Genomic DNA, 21,713 nt, shown 5'->3' with positions numbered 1-21,713 from the left:
CGCGCAGCGACAATTGGGAGAGCGGCGATGACAGAGGGGTCAGCGACAAGTAGCAACCTTCTGGGTTCGTTCATCCGCGCGCAGCGGCAGATGGCAAATCTGTCGCTGCGCGAGCTGTCTGCGATGGCTGAGGTGTCCAACCCTTATCTCAGTCAGGTCGAGCGGGGGTTGTCCGAGCCCTCGGCCCGTGTGCTGAAGTCGATTGCCCAGGCACTCAACCTCTCGGCTGAAGCACTGTTCGCACAGGCTGGCTTGATTCCCGCGCCGATCCAACCTGACGACGATGCAACGGAAACCGCGTTGCGCGTGGACCCCCGACTCACCGAGCCACAGAAGCGCGCGCTGCTCGCCGTGTATCGCACCTATATCGGAGCGAACGGTTATGGGGCAGCGGCCGATGTGCCGGATGTCTGACTTCCATATTCACGTGTGGGCGAGGCCTTCGCCACCGCGTACGGCCGAACACATTAGCCAGCAGGGCAATTCGCTTCTCCCAACCGAACCGAAGGAGGCCCATGATGTCGTCAGAAGCGCCCGCACGCTCGACTGCGCGTCCAGATCTCGACCTGGTCGGGATCGCTGAGAATGTCACCTTCTCGGCCGATCCGGCCGCCCTGATCCGTGAGCTGCTGGTCGCCGGTGGGATGACGCTGAGAAATCCGGCCGGAATCATGGCTGCCAACACGCGTTTCGTCTGGGGTTATGTGGGGGCGTTTCGAGCTGCCGTCGAACGCGGGATCGGCCTTGACAATCCCGGTCCCATCGCGATCGCCCGTGGCGACAAGCGTTTCTCCGATCCGGCCTATCAGGAGAATCCGGCGTACTTCCTGCTGGCTCAGCAGTATTTGTTGTTTGGCCGGCTTGTCGACGAACTCCTCGACACCGCCGGAGTGAGTGGAACGCGGGACGCGAAGGCGCGTTTCATGGCTAAGTTTCTTGTCGATGCGCTCGCCCCGACGAACACCCTGGCGGGCAACCCCGCGGCGATCCGCAAGGCGTTCGACACCGGCGGTAAGAGCATCGGCAGGGGTCTCAAGAACTGGGTGCACGATCTTCGCCACAACGGTGGCTGGCCGTCGCAAGTCGACAGCTCCGGATTCGAGGTCGGCGTCAACATGGCTGCCATGCCCGGGAGCGTGGTTTACCGCAGCGAGCTCATCGAGTTGATCCAATACTCACCACAGACTCCGGATACGTACGCGGTTCCTTTGCTGTTTTGCCCACCGTGGATCAACAAGTTTTACATTATGGATCTGGCACCGGGCAAAAGTCTTATCGAGTGGGCCGTTCAACACGGACACACGTGTTTTGCGATCAGCTATCGCAATGCGGATAAGTCGATGAGTGAGCTCGGATTCCGCGACTACCTGTTCCAAGGACCGCTGGACGCCGTGCGAGTCGTTCGTGACATCACCGGTGCCCCTGCGGTGAACACGGTGTCGGTATGCCTGGGTGGAACGCTCACCGCACTGGGGCTGGCCTACAACGCCGCAGCAGGTGACGACTCCATCAAGTCCGCGACATTCCTCAACACCCATACCGATTTCACCCAACCGGGCTTGCTCGGCACGTTCACCGACGAGGCAACGGTCGCAGGACTTGAGAAGCAGATGCGGAAGAAGGGTTACCTCGACTCGGCGACGATGGCACGGACCTTCAGTGCGTTGCGGTCAAACGACCTGATCTTCCAATACGTGTCGAACAACTGGCTGCAAGGAAACAAGCCACCGTCATTCGACCTGCTGGCCTGGAACGAAGACTCGACCCGCATGCCGGCCCGGATGCATTCGGAGTATTTGCGCTCGTGCTATCTGCGCAACGAATTTGCCCGAGGTGAATTCGAGATCAACGGCAACCGTCTCGACCCCGGCCTTGTCGACATCGACACTTACGTGTTGGCGGCTGTGGACGACCACATAGTGCCGTGGACATCAGGCTATAAGACCACACAGCTACTGGGCGGCAAGAGCAGGTTTGTCCTGAGTTCGTCCGGTCACATAGCCGGTATCGTCAATCCTCCCAATCCCAAGGCCAAGCATTGGGTGAACGACAGTCTTCCCGCCGACCCGCAGGAATGGAAAGCGGACGCGCAACTGGTGGAGGCCACTTGGTGGCTGGACTGGACCGCGTGGATCGCCGAACGGGGCGGGGACATGATTCCCGCGCCCGATCACCGGGGCAGCGAGGACTTTCCGCCGATCGAGAAAGCCCCGGGTCGTTACGTGCGGGCTACCGCGTGACCCGCTCGCCGGAGAGCGTCGACTCGGACACGTTCGTGCTTTCGATTCGCGGTCTACGCATTGCGGCGCGCAGAACCGGATCAGGTGATCCGCTGTTGTTGCTCAACGGCTTGTCCCGGCCGATGGCGAGCTGGGCGTCCTTCGCCGGCGCGCTTCGAGACAGGACTGTCGTTGCCTTTGACGGCCCCGGGGTCGGGGCGAGCGAAACTCCGGTCGTTCCGTACTCGATGCCGATGTTGTCGGATATCGCTGCACGGGTGCTTGATGCAGTCGGCATCGAGAAAGCGGATGTCGTCGGGTACTCCCACGGCGGCGCAGTCGCCCAGCAGCTGGCGGTCGGCCGTCCCACCCGCGTGAACCGACTCGTGCTGCTTGCGACTGCTTGCGGGGTCGGCGCGGTTCCGGGGCACCCCCGCGATGTCACCCAAATGTTGTTGACGCCAAATCGCGCAACGCGGTGGCCGCGACCGGACCCGTTGGGCTTGCTCTGGCAGCTCGCGGCCATCTCGACCTGGTCCAGCATCCCCGTTCTCGGCTGTATCGATGCACCCCACCCTCGTGGTCTGCGGCGACGACGACCGCGCCGTCCCGCCGGCGAACAGTCGGCTACTTGCGGCGCGCATCCGCGACGCCCGCCTTGTCACCATCCAGGCCGGACACGATCTGCAAAAGCCCGGCCCGGCGGCGATGGTGGCCCGCCTGGCGGAGAAGTTTCTCGATTCGCAACCTTTGATGACGGGGTAGCCCTCCCCGTCGAGGACCAACCCGAATTCCAGCCCGGACGCGAACTACTGGCGATCGCGTTGCCTCTAACCTGGAGCAACGACGATGCCGTCACCCGGATGAGGGCTGTTATCCGAAGGCAAGGGCCATATCGGCCCCGGCGGGCATGGTGAGCGACTCGGGAACCGCGGCCGACTCGCCAGCTGTTGCCGCCTGGTCGTCGGGCGCGATGACGGCAGGATCGATTCGGAGAACCGCGTAGCCGGCAACCGCGCCGGCGCCGAAACCAGGGGCGAAAACCCGCGTCGGCGTGGTGATCACCCGGTCGCGGACCGCGTCGTGGATTGCCAGCGGAATGCTCGCCGAGGATGCGTTCCCCACCCGTTCGATGTTGAAATACAGCTGATCCGGGGATAGACCGGCGGCCGTCGCAAGGTCGATCACCATGGTCTTGTTCGCCTGGTGCGGGACGATCAGTTCGATGCTGGCCAGAAGTGACTCTGCGACTCCATCCGGGTCGGGCAGGGCCCTGACGTCGTCGAGCATCTGCGTGAGGTAGCGCCCGGCGAGCGCCTTCACCTCGGGGCCGAAGACCGTGATGTTGTTGCCGTATGTCGGGTTGGGCCACAAGATCGAGTTGACCTGGCTTGTCGGACCGCTGGCATAAGTCTGCATGTACTCGATATCCGGCGGGGAACCCTCGGGTGCGACGCCGACGACAATAGCGGCCGCGCCGTCGCCGAATATCATCCGGGACGGTCGGACGTTCCCGATCTTGTCGGAGAACTTTTCCGCGCACACGACGAGCACCGGCCGCCGAACCAGTTGGAGAACCCTCGTGGCCTCGGCCAGCCCGTAGCTGAGGCCGGCGCACGCGGCGACGAGGTCGAACGAGCAGTGCGTCTGCTGGATGCCCAATTGGCCGGAAAGCCAGGTCGCGATCGACGGTATCAGCCGAGAGCTGGTGCAGGTGCACACGATAACCGCCCCGACCTGGTCGGGACCCACCTGAGCGTGAGCCAGCGCCGACCGGGCGGCCCGCAACGAGAGCTCCTCGAGGCTGCCCGAGGTGTAACGACGCTGCTCGATGCCGGTCTTGGCGCTGATCTCGTCGGCAGACATGGGGGACCAGTTGTAGGCGCTGTTGCGGATTAGGTCCTCGTTGGTGCACACCTGATCGCCGTGGGCTGCGGCGATGGCCTGGATGCAAGGTTGCACTTCCAGGTCGTTGCGGACGTCGATAGCAGGGTACGGGCGGATTGGCGCGAAAACCTCGGGGGCCGCCGGCGCAGCCTTCGTCGGGGTGTGACCTGAGGCGACGCGGGACAGGAATAGTTGGACCTCAGGATCACGCGGATGAAACACCACCACGTAGTCGTCGTCTCGCAATTCTCCGACAGCGACCAGGGCGGCCTCGCTGCGACTCCACGGGTACTGGTTGTGCAAGACCATCGACCAGCGGCGTAGCGCCTCGAGCTCGGCCACATCCTCGTCGCAGTCGATGATCTCGGCGTAGCTGTACCGACGAAAGTCGGGGTCGTAGCGGTTCAGTCGCAGAGTTTGATTACCGGGGTCAGACAGCAGATCGGCAACTGTGGGTATGACGGCCGACAGCCTGGTCGCGTGGTTCCTGCGATGGCCGAAGACGTCGAAGAGGACCTCGAAGATGCTGTCCTCGACCTCGGCGTCCCACCGCGCCGGGAGATTCGGAAAGGCGGACAGCACCGCTGACACCTTCGCTTCGCTATCTTCCCACGGCGTCAGGATGGGTATGAAGACGTCGTCGCGGCTACGCGGCACGTCGGCCCAGCGGGTTGGCCGGACATCGTACATCGTGATTTTGAAACGATTGGCCCAGAAAAGGTTGAGCGCCATATCTTGCATCAGCTCGAACTTGCTCTGGTAGGCGCCCGTCTTGATCTGCTCAAGGATGTCGGTCCCGGTTGGCGCCTTGGCATCGAAGTCCCGCCGGACGACGGCATCGAGTTGCTCGAGGCTTCCGAACGTGGAGAAGTCGAGATCGGGAAAACAATTGGACGGGAAAACGATCTTGCCATGCTTGTTGATTTCATAGGAATGCATTGCCGGTCACCTTTTCGATGAGCATTTTTGAGTTTGAAGTAACACGAGGCGATAGGGAGCGGACCGGAACAGATATCACATGTCCAGACCGCCGTTCACCCCCCAAACCTGTCCAGTGATGTAGCCCGCGGAATCCGCGGCCAGGAAGTGCACCACTCGTGCGATCTCCTCCGGGCGCGCCAATCGGCCCGCGGGGATGGTGCTCTTGATGCGGGTCAGGACTTTCTCGGGGATGGACTCGACCATCTCGGTCGCCACGTAACCGGGTGTGACCGTATTGACCGTGACGCCGATACCGTCTTCCGTCAACTTGCCCGCGCGCGCCAGCTGAAAACACGCCTCGCGCGCGAGTGTCTTCGTCAGGCCGAACAGCCCGGCCTTGGACGCTGCATAGTTAGCCTGACCGACGGCGCCCGTTTCACCGATGACTGAGGAGACAATGACGATCCGGCCGCTGCCGCGCTCGAGCATATGCGCCAACGCCGCCTGGGCAAGAAAGAACGCCCCAGACAGGTTGACCGCGAGGACCCTGTTCCAGTCGTCGTCGGTCATCTTGGCCACCGTCTTGTCGAGCGTGATGCCGGCGTTGTTGACCAGGATGTCCAGGCGGCCGTGGAGGTCGATGACCTCGCGGACAGTTCGTCGACAGTCATCCCCGCTCGCGACATCGCCCTGATGGACACTGACCTCCGCGCCGTCACTGGCTGCTGACAACTCGGCGAGGAACTTCTGTGCCTGCTCAGTGTTCCTGCCGTACCCAGCGGCCACCGTTGCTCCCTGACTGGCCAGGCTTTTGCTGATCGCCGCACCGATTCCGCGAGTACCACCCGTCACGAAAGCAACTCGCCCACGGAGCTTAGCTCCTCGAGCCTCCATGAATCGGGGCTCGCCGATCTCATCAACCGTAATAGCCGTCGCCGTCATCGTGATCTCCTTGCCGTTGCTCTATTGGTGATTTTTCTTGTCCTGAGAAATCTGTGCCGACTGCTGAATTGGCAAAACTCCTCGTGAGTAAATCCCGCGCGGCTGGGACTGCCAAGCACGCGACGCTTCAACGACATTCGCATCAAACCCCGCCGTCGCATCTGACCGGGTGATCGAGAACGGCCCCATCGTGCACCGCGTTCGCCTGGTCAACCGCGTGCCGTTAGCCATTTCGATAGTCGATCACGATGCGGCCGTCGATCTGGCCGCGTTCCATTCGGCCGAACACGTCATTGATGTCGTCAAGTCCCGCGCTAGCCACCATCGGGTGGATTAGACCGCGGGCGTAGAAGTCCAGCGCCTCGGCCATGTCCTGACGGGTGCCGACGATCGAGCCACGGATCGTCAGACCCTTCAGCACGATGTCAAAAATCGGAGCCGGGAAGTCGCCCGGCGGAAGTCCGTTGAAGACGATGGTGCCGCCGCGACGGGTCAGGCCGATGGCCTGCCCGAAGGCCTGCGGGTGGACGGCCGTGACCAGCACGCCATGCACTCCGCCGGTGGCCTTCTGCACCTCCGCGACCACGTCGCTGGTGCGGGCGTTGACGACGACCTCGGCGCCCAGTTGGGTGGCCAGGGCGAGCTTGGAGTCGTCGATGTCGACGGCCACGACGCGCAGCCCCATCGCTCGCGCGTACTGCACGGCGATGTGGCCCAGACCGCCGATGCCGGAGATCGCCACCCACTGGCCGGGCCGGGTGTCGGTCACCTTGAGGCCCTTGTAGACGGTGACTCCGGCACACAGGATGGGAGCTATTTCCAGCGGATCGACGTTGTCCGGGATTCGTGGGGCGTAGGCGGCGTTGACCAGCATGTAGGTGCCGAAGCTGCCGTTGACGCTGTAGCCGCCGTTGTGCTGGCTCTCGCACAACGTCTCCCAGCCGGTGCGGCAGTATTCGCATCTGCCGCACGCCGACCACAGCCAGGCGTTGCCGACCTTGTCGCCGATCTTGAGGTCGTCCACCCCGTCACCGAGTGCGATGACGGTACCGTAGCCCTCGTGGCCGGGTACGAACGGTGGCTGCGGCTTCACCGGCCAATCGCCGTGCGCCGCGTGCAGGTCGGTGTGGCAGACGCCGGAGGTCTCCAGTTTCACCAGCGCCTCACCGTAGCCGGGTGTGGGCACTTCGAGATCGCAAATCTCCAGCGGGGCGCCGAATTCGGTTACCACCGCGGCGCGCATGGTGTCGATGGTGTGCGGTGTGGTGGGCGAATCAAGGGTTTGTGTCATGGCCGTTTTCCAATCGTGAGTGGGGTTGAGCGACGGGTTACTGGGCCGCGGATCAGAAGAACCCTTGCGCCTTGTCGCTATAGGAGACGAGCAGGTTCTTGGTCTGCTGGTAGTGGTCGAGCATCATCTTGTGATTTTCGCGGCCGATACCGGACTGCTTGTAGCCGCCGAATGCGGCGTGGGCGGGGTAGGAGTGATAGCAGTTGGTCCACACCCGGCCGGCTTGGATATCCCGCCCGGCCCGGTAGGCGGTGTTGCCGTCACGACTCCACACCCCGGCACCCAGTCCGTAGAGGGTGTCGTTGGCGATCGAGATGGCGTCGTCGTAGTCGGTGAACGACGTCACCGTGACGACGGGTCCAAAGATCTCCTCCTGGGAGACCCGCATCTTGTTATTGCCCTCGAGGATGGTGGGCTGCATGTAGAAGCCGCCGTTGAGGTGACCGCCCAGGTCGGCACGCTCCCCGCCGGTGACGACGCGGGCGCCCTCGTCCTTGCCGATCTCGATATATGACAACACCTTTTCGAGTTGATCGTTGGAGGCCTGCGCGCCGATCATCGTCTCGGTGTCCAACGGATCGCCGTGCCGGACCGCCTTGGTGCGGATCGCGGCCAGCTCGAGGAACTCGTCGTAGATATCGGCCTGAACTAGCGACCGCGACGGGCACGTGCACACCTCGCCCTGGTTCAGGGCGAACATGGTGAACCCCTCCAGCGCCTTGTCCTGATAGTCGTCATGGGCGGCCATCACATCGGAGAAGAAGATGTTCGGGCTCTTGCCGCCGAGCTCCAGGGTGACGGGAATCAAGTTCTGCGACGCGTACTGCATGATCAGCCGGCCGGTGGTGGTCTCCCCGGTGAACGCAATCTTGCCGATCCGGTTGCTCGACGCCAGCGGCTTACCCGCTTCGACACCAAATCCGTTGACCACGTTGACCACACCCGCGGGCAGCAGGTCACCGATCAACGACATCAGGTACAGGATCGAGACCGGGGTCTGCTCGGCTGGCTTGAGGACGATGGCGTTACCAGCCGCCAGTGCCGGGGCGAGTTTCCAGACGGCCATCAGGATTGGGAAGTTCCACGGGATGATCAGGCCGACGACGCCGAGCGGCTCGTGGAAGTGGTAGGCCACGGTGTCCTCATCGATCTGCGACAGCGACCCTTCCTGGGCACGGATCGCGCCGGCGAAGTACCGGAAGTGATCCACCGCCAACGGGATATCCGCATTCAGCGTTTCCCGCACAGGCTTGCCGTTGTCCCACGACTCGGCGACCGCGATGGACTCGAGATTCTCCTCGATGCGGTCGGCGATCTTGTTCAGGATCACTGCGCGATCCGCCGCTGAGGTCTTGCCCCAGGCCGGCGCCGCCGCGTGGGCCGCATCCAGGGCACGCTCGACATCGCCCTCATCGGACCGAGCGACCTCGCAGAACACCTGGCCGGTAACCGGGGTCGGGTTCTCGAAGTAGCGGCCCTGCGCGGGCGCGACCCACTCGCCGCCGATGTAGTTGTCATACCTGGGCTGAAAGGACATCAACGAACCCTCAGCACCCGGTCGCGCGTAAATAGCCATGGTCTGTCTCTCCTACCGTAACGAACCGAGTCGCCGCCGCCGTGCTGGCCGAGCCCGAACCACACAAAGGGCAGACCTGCGAGCTGGTGGCGAACCGGTCGAAGACCTGTTCAGCAACCCAATGATTCTGTGCGGATCTCGCGGAACACGGTGAGGGCCGCACGTGGCCGCACCCTTCCTGGTTGGCATCCTCGCCTCGAGGCCAAGGACCGCAACGGCTCGGGTCGAGTGCTGAGCGGTGCCCGCGGCCACGTCATACGCAACCGTCATTGTTCGGGGGTGTTGTAAGGGGGCCGATCGAGTGGAGAAACTCGGTGGAGCTGTCATGGTGATCCTGATGTGCAGATGATCACCGGCGCGTAGGGGCCTCGGAGCCAATGCTCCTCAAGTTCTGCAGCGGACAACTGAACTCGTCCCGAACCAGCTGAGATTCTCAGCACCTCTGAGGTTACACCCGTGGGGACTAACCCGCCGAATCCCGTTTGGGGCGGCCCCGTTTGCAAGGCTTGGCAGCGTTGCTGGTGGTCGACGGATTCAGGTGCGAGGTCGCGTTCCTCGGGCCGCCGCTCCCGGCACGCGGTCCAGAATTGCGAGCGCACCGCGACGATCGCTACGACCGACTCACCGACGACGTCGAACAGGTGACCGGGCACCCCCCGCAGTCGGTTGAGCAGTACATCGCCGCCCACCGCGACCTGTTCGCCAGCGCGTCGCTGACCACCGGGTAGCCCCAAACCCCGAACCCACGATGCGAGCCCCGTCTGGAAGAAGTTCACCGTGGCTGTCACCGACGCCTTCAATGCATCCATCCCGCCGTCGGGCACCGGATGTGTGGAGTGCCTCGCCACCGGCGGATGGCGGTTCCACTTGAGACGCTGCACCACCTGCGGACACATCGGCCATCGGCTACGTCCCGACGCCGACTTCCACGCTTTCGCGCCGCCAACGGGTTGCCCCCAGCGTCGCCCCCAAGGCAAGAGAGCCCTACCCTCAGGTCGCGCTCGAACCCGGCGACGTCGTCGTCCTCAAGATCCGCGTCGGCGCCACATCATCCGAGGTCGCGGCGGGTGGCCGCGCATTTTGTCGACCTCGACAGTGCTGGCGATCACTGCGCGTCGGCCTTGCGTTTGAAGCCACGCTTCCATGCCTGCCGGCTGTCCGGCTTGCGGTAGCGGACCGCGTAAAGTGTTGCGCCGCTTGCGGTTTCGTAACTCTCAGTCGTCGTCATCGCTGATCTGCTTTCGTAGTTCGGCTTTCAGATCACACCGCTTCGGTGGGCGACGGCGACTGACAGGGCAGTGGGCTTGCCCGCCGCGGCGGGCTTTTACAGTTCGAGTCCGTTGCCGCGGTCCATGCCGCGTTCGGCGGCGCGTCCGATGTCGGCAGCGAGGCGTTTGTAGCGCTCGTAGAACGCGCGTTGGGCGGCGGTGTGTTCGCGCCGGTCCTGGCGGCGTGCGGCGCGGCGGGCGTCATGGCGATCGAGCAGCCGGCCGATGATGTCGGGGAGCAGCTCCCGATCGGTGCGCTCGGCTTCGGCGTGCATGGTGCGTGGGCGCTCATCGTTGGCCAGGATCATCCGGAAGTAGTGGGCCGCGGCGCATGCTGGCAGCCGCCTTGCTTCCGCCGACGGTGTCGGTGGTGTCACATGCGCTCACCGACGACTGGGGCCACCCGTACGACCCAGTGCGCGCAATCTTTGTGGGTGTGTGGGTGTTGATCGCGGCAATGGCAATGGCAGTGGCAATGGGCGATCTGACGGTGCGATTGACGCGGAAACTGCGTAGGCTTTGCGACCCTGACGCACCCTCGGCGGGCCGTAGCCGATAATCATTAGCGCCGCTAATGTTCCCAAAAGTGTTCCCAAACGGCATGAAAACGGCCCCGGAGTGTCCTCCGAGGGCCGTTTCGACTGGTAGCGGGGACAGGATTCGAACCTGCGACCTCTGGGTTATGAGCCAGCCGGTCCGAGTCTCATGTCGCATCACCGGTCTCAAACCTGCAGGTCACCAACAACCGCCCGTCCAAGCTGTCGCGCCACGTTCCACGCCACCTCGGCCGTTGCGCCGCATTTCGTTCACAAATCCGTTCACAGACCTTCCTGCTGGCGCTAGGCCTCCGCGGTAATCGCGTCTGCAGACGGCGAAACGTGTCTGCTGGATGAGGTGATGGACTCGCGCTGTCATTTGAGCTAGTATTCGAACGTTCCGAAAATATTTTCGCTTCGTTCGAATAGGTGGTGAACTCCCGTGGGCGCCGAAGCGGTCGAGACCGCGACCTTCCTCTCCGAGCATCCGGAGGAACTCGCACCGGTGGTCGGGTTCCTCGCGGCTCACGAGCGCCGACATGGCGCAGCGGCTTCTCCAAGTTACGCACTGGTTGGTGTCGACGAGCACGACCGCATCGAGCTGCCCGGCGCGGTCCACGAAGCCTTGACGAAAGTCGTGGCAGCACTTCATGCGGGCAAGGCAGTGACCGTCGCGCCGCAAACCATGACATTAACCACACAGCAAGCGGCCGACCTTCTCGGCGTGAGCCGCCCGACGATAGTGCGGTTGATCAATGACAACGTCCTGCCTGCCGAACGAATTGGCAACCGGCATCGGCTTCTGCTCGATGACGTGCTGTCCTATCGTGAGCAGCGCCGCAAACGTCAATACGACGCACTGGTGGCGACCGCCGACATCGACCACGATGACGATCCCGACACGATCCGAAAGCAACTGCGCGAAGCACGAAGCGCTGTGGCGGCGCGCCGAAACAAATCAGCCCAGCCAAGCTGACACCATGGGCGGCGATGTTCGCCGCTCTCCTCGATACCTCGGTGCTATGGCCGAGCTTGCAGCGGGACTTCTTGCTTTCACTCGCGATCGAAGGGCTCTATCGACCGCTGTGGTCAACCGAAATCCTGGCCGAACTCGAATACCACGAGACACAGAAGCTGATGAATCGAGGAGAACAACCCGCTGCTGCGGCTGCGCGGGCCAGTCACCTTATTGATCAGATGACAACGGCGTTCGACGACGCAGTGGTCGAAAACTGGGAACCTTATGACGGAAGCTTCCACCTACCAGACCCGAACGATGAACACGTGGCTGCAGCAGCGCTGGTCGGTGGAGCGGGCGCCATCGTTACCGATAACCTCAAGGACTTCCCGGTAGCGAAGATTCCCGCGCACATCAAGGTTCTGTCTCCCGCCGAATTTGCAGCAGATACCGTATCGGTCTCACCAGACCTGGCGCTGCGGGCTGTGCAAACCATGGCCTCCAGGTATTCCGCACCACCACTCACGACCGAGGAAATTCTGAGTTGGCTGATTCAGCGATACCAGATGACCGAAGCAGTCGAGCTCATCCGCGCCGCCATCTGACCGCCCTGCCGAGGCGACTACTCCATCGGCCTGCATCGCCGACGCAGGGATCGGCAGACTGTGGTTGTGGAGGAACGGTTCCCGGGTGAGTTGGACACGTTGCGCGCCGACAATGCGCGTTTGCGTCGATTACTACAACTGAGCGAAGAGCAGGCTCGATCGGCGGATCTAGATCAAGCCACCCTGACCGGAGCACCGGAACCGCCGATCAGCATGAGATCGGCGCCCGAAGACAAGGTCCGTTTCTTCCTCGATCTGTTTCGTTGTCGCTCAGATGTTTACGCGCTACGTTGGGAGAACCGCCGCGACGGTCGATCCGGTTGGATGCCGGCCATTCGCGGCTACTGGCGCAAGGGCATGAACCGTGGCGACGCCCCGTATCTTCCTTTGACTCCCGACGTCATCGGACAACACCTACGCGGCGAGGTTCATATCGGCCTCTATCCGCTTGGCGACGATGACACATGTTGGTGGGTCGCGGCCGACTTCGACAAAGAAGCCGCGATGCTTGACGCACTGGCCTATATGAAAGCAGCACGAGCCCATAAAGTTCCGGCCGCCTTGGAAGTATCGCAGTCGGGGCGAGGTGCGCACGTTTGGATCTTCTTCGCACAGGCGACGTCGGCAGCAACAGCCCGCAGCATCGCGACCAGCCTGCTCGGCGAGGCTTTCCAACTCCGCGGCAGCATGCACCTCAGCAGCTACGACCGACTATTTCCCTCCCAAGACGTCCACACTGGCCGCGGCATGGGCAACCTCATCGCCGCACCGCTCAACGGCAAACGCCGCCAGCACGGCACAACGCTGTTCCTCGACCCCGCCACGCTGGAACCCTTCGACGACCAATGGGCCTACCTGTCCAGCATCGCGCGCCTGTCGCACAAGGATGTGACCACGCTGGTTCGCGCTCTGCCCGATCCGCAGTTCGGCCATCGCGTGCGCCGGCTGCAGTTACCCACCTCGTCGAAAATCGTGCCGAGGCCAGCAGCGATCATCCGGGCAACCTTCACATCTCGAATCACTCTGACCGCCAACGATCTTGGTCCAGCCATGATCGCGGCCGTGAAACACGCAGCCTCCATCCGCAATCCGGAATTCGATGCCCGCCAACGCGCTCGACGCAGCACCTGGAACACACCGCGCTTCCTCTACAGCTACGACGAGACAGTCGAAGGCGATCTCGTGCTGCCGCGCGGACTTTACGGGCTTCTAACAGATTTGGCCGATTCAGCGGGAAGTACGTTACGCATCGACGACAAGCGCACCGCCGGTGACAGTCACGAATTTAGCTGCTCAACCACACTTAGGCCTGAACAGTCCGACGCCGCCCGACACCTCGTTGAGGAAGACACCAGCGTCCTGATCGCACCTCCTGGCGTGGGCAAGACGGTGATTGCCTGCGCCGCCATCGCCTCCCGCGCCACCTCAACCCTAATCTTGGTCGACCGCAAAGCGCTGGCGGACCAGTGGCGTGACCGGTTGCAGAAACACCTCGGATTCAAGTGCGGACAGATCGGCGGCGGGCGATCCAAGACCACCGGCATCATCGACATTGCGTTGCTACCCACACTCGCCCGCTGCGGCAACATCGAAGATCTCACGGCGAGTTACGGTTTCGTCGTCGCCGACGAATGCCATCACATCGCCGCCAGCGCGTTCTTCCACGTCCTAAATCGAATACCCGCCAAATACTGGCTCGGGCTCACCGCTACACCCGAACGCCGTGACGGGCTCGAAGACCTCATCTACCACCAACTCGGATCGCATCACGTCACCCTCGAAGCCCCTACCGCGGGCCAACTCCCCTCGGCAGGCACCGATCTGCTCGCACCGCACCCCGTCCTATACGTCCATCCCACCCAGTTCCGCTACACAGGACAAGCCGATCCCAGTGCGCCAGGCGGGATGGCCGAGATCTACCGAGCCCTCATTGCCGACGAAGCCCGCCTCGAGCAGATCATCGCCGACGTCCTCTCGGCTCACGCCGACAGCGCCAACATCCTCGTCCTCACCACATGGATTGATCACCTCAACGCCATCGCCGAACGACTCCGGAACGCCGAGAAGGATGTCGTCGTGCTGAGCGGCCAGATGAAGGCGCGCCAACGCCGCGAGATCTCTCAACAACTCGCCACCCACACCGCCGACGACGGACCCTTGCTGATCGTCGGCACCAGCTCATTCATCGGCGAGGGATTCGACTGCCCGGCCCTGGACACGCTGTTTCTCGCCGCCCCAATCACCTTCAAGAACCGACTCGTCCAATACGTAGGGCGCGTCACCCGGCCCCACGCCGCCAAGACCGCCGCAACCGTGCACGACTACCACGACGAACTCACCCCAGTACTCGCCTCTTCGCTGCGAAAGCGTGCGCCCGGCTACACAAAATTGGGCTTCCCCGATCCCCGAACACTGGTCCGATAGGCGTCGCCGACCAGTACGGTTAGCGGCTCACGCAACAGCGCGGGCGGCAAGGCGTTCTTCATGCTCGGCCAAGTGACATCCGTGTCCACAATGACCCTGCGTGCTCACCCCAGGTCGGCCCGCCCCATCGCGGCCAGGTCGGCGAGGACTCCTTCAGCTCGCTGTCATCGAACAAGCCGTCATTGGCGAGGTCCTCGGCGGAATGCACCGGAGCCGACGTAGCAACCGTACGCCGTCGGCCACAACCCAGCTATGTAGAGCGCTACCAGCAAGATTCGCGCGCGCTCAAGGAAGGTCAGCAAAGGTCAACGTTCACAAATCCGTTCACAACAGGCGTGAAAATGACCCCAGAGGTCGCACCTCTGGGGTCATTTCCGCTAGTAGCGGGGACAGGATTCGAACCTGCGACCTCTGGGTTATGAGCCCAGCGAGCTACCGAGCTGCTCCACCCCGCGACGGGTAAATACCAGGTTACCGAACAGCCAGCGAGGCCACCAAATCGCCCGCTCACCAGGCTCGACGGGCCTAGATTAGTGCGAGGGCTGATTCAGGCCGTAGCGCTGCCTGATGTCAGCCATCCAGTCCGGAACGCCGTAGGTCAGCCCGTATTTGTCGGCCAGCTCACCGAACTCGGGCAGATCGTGCAGGACCGTGCCGAGTGGATCGTTCGCGTGCTCGACGAGCAGCTCACCGAGCTCACGGAAGTAATTCTCGAACCCGCCCGGCGTGATGATCTCGATGATGCGGCCCGGCTCGCTGCCGGCGTTCCACATCGCGTGCATCTGCCCGCGCGGCTTGGTGATGTAACCACCGGGCCCGAGGACCACTTCACTGTCGTCGGAGCAAAAGCCGATCTCGCCTGCCAGCACAATCGAATGCTCGTCCTCGCGGGTGTGCCGGTGCGCCGCGGTGAGCAAGCCCACCGCGAACGGATGCTCGACGATGGACACCTCGCCGCCATTGTTACGACTGGACAACTTGAACACCGCCCCAAAACCCGGAAGCGCGACGTACTCCCCTTTTCCGGGCTGTACGACCGTCACCGGAATCTCGGCCATCTCGCACACCTCCTCGGCGGAGCCGGTGCGACTACTTGGCGTTGTCGTACTTGGTAATCGCGTCGTCGAGCCGCTGCAGCGCGGATCCATAAGCGGCGAAGTCGCCGCTCTTCTGCGCATCGCGCGCCGCCCCTAGTGCCGCCTCAACGTCCTTGAGCGCGGCGGCCTTGGCCGGGGACAAGGTGACCGCTGCGTTCGGCGACGGCGGGACGGCCGCCGGCGCGGGCACACCATCCGATGGCGGCGACGCAGCGGGCGGCGGATGGGCGGGCGCGCCCGGCTCGGTCGGCGCGATACCGGCCGCGGTCGCACCGGCGCCGGGCCCGAACAGCCCGGTCAGCGCGTCGCCGACGGTGGGGCCGTATCCGATTTTGTCGTTGTACATCATCGCCACCCGGATCAGGCGGGGATACGACGACGCGGCATCGCTGGATCCGGGTGAGGCATAGACCGGCTCGACATACATCAGCCCACCCTGGGCGACGGGCAGCGTGAGCAGATTGCCCCACTTGATCCGGTTTTGGTTGTCGCGCCCGATCACGCCGAGGTCCTGAGACACCGCTGTGTCGGTGGTGATCGCGTTGTTGGCCAGCTTCGGCCCGTTGACTTGGCCGGGAATTGTCAGCACGGTGATCTTGCCATAAGTCGCCGGATCGGAGCTGGCACTGATGTAGGCGGCCAGGTAGTCCCGCTTGAACCTGTTCATCGCACTCGTCAACTGGAACGACGCCGAATTGTCAGCTTTGGCAATGTCTTTCGCGACGATGTAGTACGGCGGCTGATAGCTGCTGGCCGTCGGGTTCGGGTCGAGCGGAACGTCCCAGAAATCCGACGTGGAGAAGAACGTCACGGGGTCGTTGACGTGGTATTTGGCCAGCAGCATCCGCTGAACCTTGAACAGATCTTCGGGATAGCGCAGGTGGGCAGCCAATTCGGGGGTGATATCGCTCTTGGGCTTGACGGTCCCGGGGAAGACCCTCATCCACGCTTTGAGCACCGGGTCGCGCTCGTCCTGCTGATAAAGCGTGACGGTCCCGTCGTAGGCATCGACGGTCGCCTTCACCGAGTTGCGGATGTAGGACACCTGTTTGTCGGGGACCAGCCGATTGAACTCGACTTCGGTGGAGTCGGCGGTGGCCGACGACAACGAGGTGAGCTCGGAATACGGGTAATTGTCCAGCGTGGTGTAACCGTCGATGATCCACACCAGTCGTTTGTTGACGATCGCCGGGTACACGCTGCTGTCGGTGGTCAACCACGGCGCCACCGCCTCTACCCGCTGCGCCGGGTCGCGGTTGAACAAGATCTTGCTGTTCGATCCGATCACGTTGGAGAACAAGAAGTTTCGCTCAGCGAACTTCGCGGCGAAGACGCTACGCGACACCCAACCGCCGAGCGGCACTCCGCCACTTCCGGTGTAGGTGTAGTTCTTGGTTTCAGTGTTGGTCTCGTAGTCGTATTCCCGGTCGACGCCGTTCTTTCCGACGATCGCGTAGTCCGCGGGCGTGTTGGAGATGACCGGTCCGAAGTAGACCCGCGGCTGGTCAAGCGGTGCCGGACCGTCGGAGAGCACTCCGCCATTGGCGCCGACGACGTTGACCAGAAACTCCGGGTATCCACCATTCTGATTGGGGTCGTTGGCGATACCGCGCACGGTGTTGGCCGGCGAGGCGATGAAGCCATTCCCGTGCGTGTAGACGGTGTGCCGGTTGATCCAGTCCCGCTGGTTGTCGATCAGGTGGTCGGGATTGAGCTCGCGGGCGGCGACGACGTAGTCGCGCAGATTGCCGTTGCGGTCGACATAGCGGTCGATGGACAGTTGATCGGGGAAGTAGTAGAAGTTCTTGCCCTGCTGGAATTGGGTGAACGCCGGACTGACGATCGTCGGGTCAAGCAGCCGGATGTTGGACGTGGTGGCCCGGTCGGACGCCACTTGCTCGGCGGTTGTCCGGCTGTCGCCGCTGTAATCCCGATATGTCACAACGTCATCGGTGAGACCGTAGGCCTGCCGGGTCGCGGTGATGCTTCGGCTGATGTATTCGCGTTCCTTCTGTGCGGCATTGGGTTTGACGCTGATCTGCTCGACGACCAGCGGCCAGCCGGCACCGACGATCAACGACGACAACAGCAGCAGCACCAGACCGATAGCCGGAATTCGTAAGTCCCGCAACACGATCGCCGTGAACACCGCCGCTGCGCAGATCAACGCGATGGCCAACAGAATCAGCTTGGCGGGCAACACCGCATTGATATCGGTGTAGCCGGCACCGGTGAACGGCTTCCCGGCGCGGGTGTGCGACAGCAGCTCGTAGCGGTCCAGCCAGTAGGCAACTGCCTTGAGCAGCACCAGCGTCCCGACCAGGCTGATCAACTGGATGCGGGCCGCGCGGCTCAGCGCGCCGGTGCGACCGGACAGCCGGATACCACCGAACACGTAGTGCGCCAGCAGATTCGCTACAAAAGCCAAAAACAGCGCCACGAACAGGTAGCTGAGGACAAGCCGATAGAACGGCAGCTCGAAAGCGTAGAAGCCCAGATCCTTGCCGAATTGCGGGTCGTTGACGCCGAAGTCACCGCCGTGCAGGAACAGCTGAACGCGGACCCAGTAGGTCTGCGCGACGATCCCGGCGAGCAGGCCGATCGCCACCGGAATCCCGGTTCCGATCACCCGCAGCCTCGACATCACCACAGTGCGATACCGGGCCACCGGATCATTGCCGTTGCTCGGGACGAACACCGGGCGGGTGCGGTAGGCCAGCGCCAGGCCGGCGAACACGATGCCACCGACCAGCAGCCCCGCCACCAGGAACAGCACCAGCCGGGTGAACAGCACGGTGGTGAACACCGATCGGTAGCCCAGCTCGCCGAACCAGAGCCAGTCGACGTATCCGTCGATCAAGCGCGGGCCGACAAGCAGCAGCAAGATCACCGTCAGGGCGATCGTGATGAGCGTCCGGCTGCGCCGAGTCAGCTTCGGCATCCTCGCGGCGGGCCGCATCCCCACTAGCTACGCTCCCTGCTCCATGTCGACAGTGCCGTCGGCGTTGTTCCTCGACGTATCACAACTGTACGCACCTCTGTGATTTGACCCCGGGCGTCAGCAGCTCGGCGGTTGCCCGCCGTTGGTCACGGCATGCAGCGCGTCCACCGCACCCGCGAGCTTGTCGACCTTCACCAGTTGCAGCCCGGGCAACCGCCCGGAGGTTGCCTCATAGCAGTTTTCGGCCGGCACCAGAAACACCGTCGCCCCGGCGGCCCGGGCGGCGGTCATCTTGTGCACGATGCCGCCGATCCTGCCCACTGTGCCGTCGGCGGTGATGGTGCCCGTGCCCGCGACGAACTCCGAGCCGGCGAGACTGCCGGTGGTGAGCTTGTCGACGACCGCCAGGCTGAACATCAAGCCCGCCGAGGGCCCGCCCACGTTGGCGAGGTTGAAATCGACCACAAACGGGGCCCAGGGCGCGTCCATCACCGCGACACCCGCAAAGCCGTAATCGCCTTTCGGATGGTGGCCCAACGTGATCTGGGCGACGCCCGGCGGCGCGTTTTTTCGGCGGAAGTCAACCGCGATCGACTGACCGGGTTTGGTGTGCTTGAGGAACGACGTGAACTGCTCGATATTGGCGACCGGCGTGCCGTTCACCGCCTGCACGGAGTCACCGGCCTGCAGCTTGCCCACCGAGGGCCCAGGATCGGTGACCGCCACCACCGTCACGGCCTGCGGGTACTTCAGGTATCCCAGGGCCGCGAATTCGGCGTTGTGCTCGGACTCCTTGAAATCGGCGTCGTTGGCCTTGTCGACTTCGTCCCGCGACTTGCCCGGCGGATACACCAGGTCGCGTGGCATCAGCTGCTCCTCCCCGGCCAGCCACAGCGTCAGCGCCTCCGCCAGGCTGAGGTCGTCGCGCTGCGACACCGTCGTCATGTCCAGGTGACCCGAGGTCGGGTGCGTCTGAGTGCCTTTGATGTCGACGACCTGCTTGCCGTCGACCTCGCCGAGCGTGTCGAACGCGGGGCCGGGGCCAAGTGACACGAAAGGGACCGTTACCGCCGCGAGCAGAACACCGAAGGCCACGATCGGCACCAGCGCCACGATCAGCGTCAGAATCCGCCTGTTCACGTCGCTAACACTAGACGGACTGCTCAGGCCGAATCGGGGGCCCTTTCACTCACAGCGTGACGGCGGATCGCGCGCCGTGCCCCGCCGGTGAGTACCGTTGGGGGCATGGCTGACCTGCCTTTCGGGTTCTCCGGCGGAGACGACCCCGACCGCGAAAAGCGCGGGGAGAACGATTCCGGCTCGGGATCGGCGGACCCGTTTGGCCTGGGTGGCCTCGGCGGTGAATTCGATATGGCCGACCTCGGCCAGATCTTCACCCGGCTCGGGCAGATGTTCAGCGGCGCCGGCTCGGCCATGGCCGGCGGCCAGGCCTCCGGGCCGGTGAACTACGAGCTGGCCCGCCAGCTGGCGTCGAGTTCGATCGGCTTCGTGGCGCCGATCCCGGCGGCCACCAACCAGGCGATCGGCGATGCCGTCCACCTGGCCGAGACCTGGCTCGACGGAGTGACCGCGCTGCCGGCGGGCACCAGCAAGGCGGTCGCCTGGACGCCCACCGACTGGGTGGACAACACCATGGACACCTGGAAGCGACTGTGCGACCCGATGGCCCAGCAGATCGCGACGGTGTGGGCGTCGGCGCTGCCCGAAGAAGCCAAGAACATGGCCGGTCCGCTGCTGTCGATGATGTCGCAGATGGGCGGCATGGCATTCGGGTCTCAGTTGGGCCAGGCGCTGGCCCGGTTGTCCAAAGAAGTGCTGACGTCTACCGACATCGGTTTACCGTTGGGGCCCAAGGGAATAGCCGCACTGCTGCCTGACGCTATCGAGTCCTTCGCCGACGGGCTCGAGCAATCCCGCAGCGAGATCGTCACCTTCCTGGCCGCCCGTGAGGCCGCCCATCACCGGTTGTTCGGCCACGTGCCGTGGCTGTCCAGTCAGCTGCTCGGTGCCGTCGAGGCCTACGCCAAGGGCATGAAGATCGACATGCAGGGAATCGAGGAGTTGGCCCGCGACTTCAACCCGGCCTCGCTGAACGATCCGGCCGCTATGGAGCAGCTGTTGACCCAGGGGGTGTTCGAGCCCAAGGCCACGCCGGAGCAGACCCAGGCGCTGGAACGGCTCGAGACGCTGCTGGCACTGGTCGAGGGCTGGGTGCAGACGGTGGTGACCGCGGCGCTCGGCGATCGCATCCCCGGCGCGGCCGCGCTCGGCGAAACGTTGCGCCGACGTCGGGCCACCGGCGGACCGGCCGAGCAGACCTTCGCCACGCTGGTCGGCCTCGAGCTGCGGCCACGCAAGCTTCGCGAGGCCGCTGTGCTGTGGGAGCGGCTGACCGAAGCCGCCGGCGTCGATGCCCGCGACGCGGTGTGGCAGCACCCCGATCTGCTGCCCGAGACCGAGGACCTCGACGACCCGGCCGCGTTCATCGACCGGGTCATCGGCGGCGACACCAGCGGAATCGACGAGGCGATCGCCGAGTTCGAGCGGGGCGCCGATTCTGGTCACACCGACCCCGACAGCGGCCCTAGCTCTGTGGATAGCTGAGCCGGCCGTCGCGTCCTGCCGTGGCACAGTGCCTGGATGGCGCAGCCTACGTCGCCGTTGTATGCGCTGGACCCGGCTCTGCCGGTGCTGCTACGCCCCGACGGCGCTGTTCAAGTGGGTTGGAGTCCGCGCCGCGCCGTGCTGATCCGCCCGCCGCGCGGCTTGAATCCCGCGGGCTTGGCCACGCTGCTGCGGACGATGCATTCCCCGGTACCGATGAGCGAGCTGCAGCGGCAGGCCGGCGGGCAGGGCGGAGTGGCCGCCGGTGAGCTGGGCGATCTGGTCGCGAAGCTGGTCGCGGCCGGAGTCGCCACCCGCGGCCGCCGACAGCGGCCCGTCCAGTCGGCGTCGATTCGCGTGCACGGACGCGGCCCGCTGTCAGACCTGCTGCTCGAGGCACTGCGTTGTTCGGGTGCCCGGGTC

Annotated in this window: 17 protein-coding genes, 1 tRNA gene and 2 pseudogenes; 10 read left to right on the top strand and 10 right to left on the bottom strand. The window is 64.0% G+C overall.

Features of this window, described 5'->3' with window-relative positions; genetic code table 11:
• Positions 1 to 27: 27 nt before the first annotated feature.
• The 4 genes and pseudogenes from VKI00_RS18870 to VKI00_RS18855 all read left to right on the top strand — a co-directional run bounded on the left by VKI00_RS18870 (position 28) and on the right by VKI00_RS18855 (position 2,984).
• Positions 28 to 414, top strand: coding sequence for a helix-turn-helix transcriptional regulator (locus VKI00_RS18870; protein WP_324440043.1), 387 nt, complete (start codon positions 28 to 30; stop codon positions 412 to 414).
• A gap of 104 nt (positions 415 to 518) precedes the next feature.
• The gene (locus tag VKI00_RS18865; RefSeq protein WP_324440041.1) at positions 519 to 2,240 is read left to right on the top strand and encodes a PHA/PHB synthase family protein; all 1,722 of its coding nucleotides are present in this window, start codon (positions 519 to 521) and stop codon (positions 2,238 to 2,240) included.
• 122 nt (positions 2,241 to 2,362) lie between these two features.
• Positions 2,363 to 2,704: pseudogene (locus tag VKI00_RS33845) on the top strand (alpha/beta fold hydrolase); the annotation flags it as partial.
• The gene (locus tag VKI00_RS18855; RefSeq protein WP_324440053.1) at positions 2,685 to 2,984 is read left to right on the top strand and encodes an alpha/beta fold hydrolase; all 300 of its coding nucleotides are present in this window, start codon (positions 2,685 to 2,687) and stop codon (positions 2,982 to 2,984) included. The pseudogene VKI00_RS33845 and the gene VKI00_RS18855, both read left to right, overlap by 20 nt.
• 108 nt (positions 2,985 to 3,092) lie before the next feature.
• Here the strand turns inward: VKI00_RS18855 and VKI00_RS18850 are convergent, their stop codons facing one another.
• From VKI00_RS18850 to VKI00_RS18835, 4 genes are all read right to left on the bottom strand, one after another.
• Positions 3,093 to 5,045, bottom strand: a complete 1,953-nt coding sequence (locus tag VKI00_RS18850; RefSeq protein ID WP_324440037.1) for a 3-oxoacyl-[acyl-carrier-protein] synthase III C-terminal domain-containing protein — start codon at positions 5,043 to 5,045, stop codon at positions 3,093 to 3,095.
• Between the two features lie 75 nt (positions 5,046 to 5,120).
• Positions 5,121 to 5,969, bottom strand: a complete 849-nt coding sequence (fabG, locus tag VKI00_RS18845; RefSeq protein ID WP_414687236.1) for a 3-oxoacyl-ACP reductase FabG — start codon at positions 5,967 to 5,969, stop codon at positions 5,121 to 5,123.
• Positions 5,970 to 6,192: 223 nt separating this feature from the next.
• Positions 6,193 to 7,260 (bottom strand): alcohol dehydrogenase AdhP, encoded by a 1,068-nt coding sequence (gene adhP / locus VKI00_RS18840; protein WP_324440035.1) that lies wholly within the window; start codon positions 7,258 to 7,260, stop codon positions 6,193 to 6,195.
• A gap of 52 nt (positions 7,261 to 7,312) precedes the next feature.
• A complete protein-coding gene (locus tag VKI00_RS18835; protein ID WP_324440033.1) occupies positions 7,313 to 8,836 on the bottom strand; it encodes an aldehyde dehydrogenase family protein in 1,524 nt (507 codons plus the stop codon).
• A gap of 515 nt (positions 8,837 to 9,351) precedes the next feature.
• Between VKI00_RS18835 and VKI00_RS18830 the strand changes: the two genes are divergently transcribed.
• Positions 9,352 to 9,564: a hypothetical protein gene (locus VKI00_RS18830; protein ID WP_324440031.1), complete on the top strand. Its 213-nt coding sequence runs from the start codon at positions 9,352 to 9,354 to the stop codon at positions 9,562 to 9,564.
• A gap of 377 nt (positions 9,565 to 9,941) precedes the next feature.
• Here VKI00_RS18830 and VKI00_RS18825 read toward each other — a convergent pair whose 3' ends face one another.
• Together VKI00_RS18825 and VKI00_RS18820 are read right to left on the bottom strand one after the other, a co-directional pair.
• The gene (locus VKI00_RS18825; protein WP_324440029.1) at positions 9,942 to 10,064 is read right to left on the bottom strand and encodes a hypothetical protein; all 123 of its coding nucleotides are present in this window, start codon (positions 10,062 to 10,064) and stop codon (positions 9,942 to 9,944) included.
• Between the two features lie 96 nt (positions 10,065 to 10,160).
• Positions 10,161 to 10,481, bottom strand: a complete 321-nt coding sequence (locus VKI00_RS18820; RefSeq protein ID WP_324440027.1) for a hypothetical protein — start codon at positions 10,479 to 10,481, stop codon at positions 10,161 to 10,163.
• Between the two features lie 601 nt (positions 10,482 to 11,082).
• Between VKI00_RS18820 and VKI00_RS18815 the strand changes: the two genes are divergently transcribed.
• The 3 genes from VKI00_RS18815 to VKI00_RS18805 all read left to right on the top strand — a co-directional run bounded on the left by VKI00_RS18815 (position 11,083) and on the right by VKI00_RS18805 (position 14,627).
• The gene (locus VKI00_RS18815) at positions 11,083 to 11,616 is read left to right on the top strand and encodes a helix-turn-helix domain-containing protein (RefSeq protein ID WP_324440025.1); all 534 of its coding nucleotides are present in this window, start codon (positions 11,083 to 11,085) and stop codon (positions 11,614 to 11,616) included.
• A 14-nt stretch (positions 11,617 to 11,630) separates the two neighbouring features.
• Positions 11,631 to 12,203: a PIN domain-containing protein gene (locus tag VKI00_RS18810; protein ID WP_324440023.1), complete on the top strand. Its 573-nt coding sequence runs from the start codon at positions 11,631 to 11,633 to the stop codon at positions 12,201 to 12,203.
• Between the two features lie 66 nt (positions 12,204 to 12,269).
• On the top strand, positions 12,270 to 14,627 hold the full coding sequence (locus VKI00_RS18805) for a TOTE conflict system archaeo-eukaryotic primase domain-containing protein (protein WP_324440021.1): 2,358 nt from the start codon (positions 12,270 to 12,272) through the stop codon (positions 14,625 to 14,627).
• A 381-nt stretch (positions 14,628 to 15,008) separates the two neighbouring features.
• Here the strand turns inward: VKI00_RS18805 and VKI00_RS18800 are convergent.
• The 4 genes from VKI00_RS18800 to VKI00_RS18785 all read right to left on the bottom strand — a co-directional run bounded on the left by VKI00_RS18800 (position 15,009) and on the right by VKI00_RS18785 (position 19,805).
• Positions 15,009 to 15,082: transfer RNA gene (locus VKI00_RS18800), tRNA-Met, on the bottom strand.
• A gap of 75 nt (positions 15,083 to 15,157) precedes the next feature.
• Positions 15,158 to 15,685 carry a cupin domain-containing protein gene (locus VKI00_RS18795; protein WP_324440019.1) on the bottom strand — a complete coding sequence of 176 codons (528 nt, stop codon included), beginning with the start codon at positions 15,683 to 15,685 and terminating at the stop codon, positions 15,158 to 15,160.
• A gap of 31 nt (positions 15,686 to 15,716) precedes the next feature.
• The gene (locus tag VKI00_RS18790; RefSeq protein ID WP_324440017.1) at positions 15,717 to 18,689 is read right to left on the bottom strand and encodes a UPF0182 family protein; all 2,973 of its coding nucleotides are present in this window, start codon (positions 18,687 to 18,689) and stop codon (positions 15,717 to 15,719) included.
• 93 nt (positions 18,690 to 18,782) lie between these two features.
• Entirely contained in the window at positions 18,783 to 19,805 is a 1,023-nt protein-coding gene (locus VKI00_RS18785) for a PDZ domain-containing protein (RefSeq protein WP_324440015.1), read from the bottom strand.
• A gap of 87 nt (positions 19,806 to 19,892) precedes the next feature.
• Here VKI00_RS18785 and VKI00_RS18780 point away from each other — a divergent pair, with 87 nt between their 5' ends.
• A complete protein-coding gene (locus tag VKI00_RS18780; protein WP_324440013.1) occupies positions 19,893 to 21,290 on the top strand; it encodes a zinc-dependent metalloprotease in 1,398 nt (465 codons plus the stop codon).
• 36 nt (positions 21,291 to 21,326) lie between these two features.
• Positions 21,327 to 21,713 (top strand): annotated as a pseudogene (locus VKI00_RS18775) (cyclodehydratase); the annotation flags it as partial.

The sequence above is a fragment of the Mycobacterium sp. genome (genome assembly GCF_035314665.1).
GTDB lineage: Bacteria > Actinomycetota > Actinomycetes > Mycobacteriales > Mycobacteriaceae > Mycobacterium.
Note: the sequence above shows the minus strand (reverse complement) of the source record. Positions and strands in the feature narration are given on the sequence as shown.